This is a genomic window from Parasediminibacterium sp. HNIBRBA5674 (assembly GCF_056745525.1).
In genome coordinates this window covers 1-2,442 of sequence record NZ_JBQWIE010000078.1, presented here as the reverse complement: position 1 = coordinate 2,442, position 2,442 = coordinate 1, and the positions used below count along the sequence as shown (strand labels likewise).

Below are 2,442 nucleotides of genomic sequence, written 5' to 3'. Positions count from 1 at the left end.
GTACCTGTTGCATCCGATTTAAACGTTACAGGTCTACCATTAAAAACAAAAGAAACACCAGTTGGGGTGGTACAAGCTGAGCCGGAACCAATGGTTGCCGTAGGGCCAAATGTTGCAGAAGAAACCCCATTATTAGCTAATATTATGGTATTAGCACCCATTGTTATTTGCCCATTAATTAAATTTAAAAAACCGTTAATAGTTACGGTAGCTGATGTACCCAAGTTATAGCTTCCGCCAACTGTCGGTGTATTCAATTCTAAATTATTAAATGAGCAGCCAATTGCCCTTACGGTAGTACTATTCATTACTACTTTACCATCCCCAGTAATAGTACCTGCACCAGTGCCAGATCCGGTACTAGTGCCACCTATACTACCTTGTGTGGTTAATGCCATATTAGCAGCAATAACTACGCTTGCAGTTGTTGTTACAATTACATTGCTAGTTACACTCGTGTTTTGATTTATATTGGTGGTACTACCATCATTTGCTGTAAAAGAACCAGTAATACCTGTAGTAGCACCAATAGTTACCGTACCATAATTTACAAGGGCGCCAGTAACAGTGGTGGCATTGCTTATTGTAAATGTACCTCCAGCATTTACAGTAATATTACCAATAACTGCTGTAGTTGCATTAGTAGTTAAGCTAGCCCCACTTTGTACAGTAATACTTGCAGCAGTTAATGATGCAGGTAATATGGGATAAAACCCACTTGCTACTGTAGGTATGTTAATTGCATCTGTATTTGTTGGTACTGTATTATCTACCCAGTTGCTTGCTGTATTCCAATCTGTATCAGTGGCACCTGCCCATGTTGCTATTGAAGGCGCAAAAGCAATACCTCTAAAAGCATAGTTACTTCCAGATGTAACTATATTTGTATATGTTGGTGAAGTGTTAGAACCAGCTCCATTAGCATCTACTATACTTTGTAAAGTATTATTTGTAGTAGCAGAACCTGTGGTAATGTACAATTGCACCTTGCCAGATGCATTTATAGAACCTGTCATGCCTACGGCTAGCCCATTAGCTGCTGTAGTAGCTGCTATTGCACCTGTACCATCGCCAGTAATTGTAATAGTTGGGTTCACAGTGTAGCCACTACCTGCGTTGGTTACAGTAATTGCTGTAACTGCACCACCACTTACAGTGGCTGTAGCTGTAGCGGTAACCCCACCAGCAGTTGTTGGTGCGGCAATAGTTACCGTTGCAGTTGTGTATCCTGTACCACCAGCTGAAACGGTAATTGCAGGTATAACACCTGTACCTACAGCACCATTGTATGCCCAGGCTGCACCAGTAGTTACCCTAAGAGTAGCTGACGAACCAGTACCACCACCACCTGTTAATGTTACAGCGCTTCCGTTTGTGTAGCCTGAACCAGAAACAGTTGTATAAACTATATTTACCCTATTTGCAGATATTACTGCGGCACCTACTGCCCCTGTACCACCAGTAAAACCAACTGTTGGTGCACTTGTGTAGGCTGTACCTGTACCTGCTGTAACATTAAAACCAGATATATAAGATGTGCTAGCAGTATACGAATATTTTCTAAGGTTTAAACCATCAAGAACATACAATACATCACCAGCAGTTATAGTACCAGAGTTATCTAAATCAAAAAACTGAAACGCATTGTTAGTGGTAGAAGAGCCTGTAGGCAAGCCAGGTAACAAGGTAGTTGTAGCCGTTGCAACAGTAGGTAAACCTGTACCAATGCTAAATAGCGAAGGAAATGTTGAACTACCATTAAAACCGCAACCGTACAATTGATTATTAAAAATGCCTAATGATTTAGTATTTATGTTACCAGTTATAACTGGTGTGGCTGTGCTAACACTATTGCCTAAAGGAATATACTTAGTGCCAGTATTTCCAGCCGCCCAAAAACCAGTACCATCTACACTTACTACTTGCCTAGCACCATCACCTGCGGCAGGTACTTTTGTACTATAATCTATACTAGCATCTATACCTACACGGGCTATAACTTTAGGAGTAGAAGCCGTTGTGTTAGTTGTAGTAGTAGCAGGGGTACTTAAATCATAGCCTAGTAAAGACAAATACTGTTTGTTAGTAGATAAACTAAGCGAAATATCTTGGTTGATACCATTAGCTACCAATCTAGCACCAGAAGTATTACCTAGGGGAATTGTTTGCACCAATGTACCTGAAGGTGTGTATTCGTCTAAAAATACTGGCAGATAGTTGGCAGTAGCAATCGTAGTACTGCCGTCACCCACTCTTACAACCACTAGGTTGCCAGCGGTAAAAGCTTTTGGTGTTTGTGCATTAACATAAAATGCTGCAAAAAGCAGCCATAGCGTCAAGATTCTTTTCATAAACAAGCAATTTATTTTTTCAAAAGTGAATTTGTTAATTTAGATGTTCATCCTGAACTGTACTGAAATGTTGAAAAATGTGCGTTTAATT

1 protein-coding gene is annotated in these 2,442 nt (G+C 40.3%); it reads right to left on the bottom strand.

Annotation, left to right across the window (positions count from 1 at the left end):
• The coding region (locus tag ACT9TX_RS18270; protein WP_481340523.1) for a beta strand repeat-containing protein at positions 1 to 2,351 on the bottom strand (2,351 nt) is incomplete at its 3' end.
• Between the last annotated feature and the right edge of the window lie 91 nt (positions 2,352 to 2,442).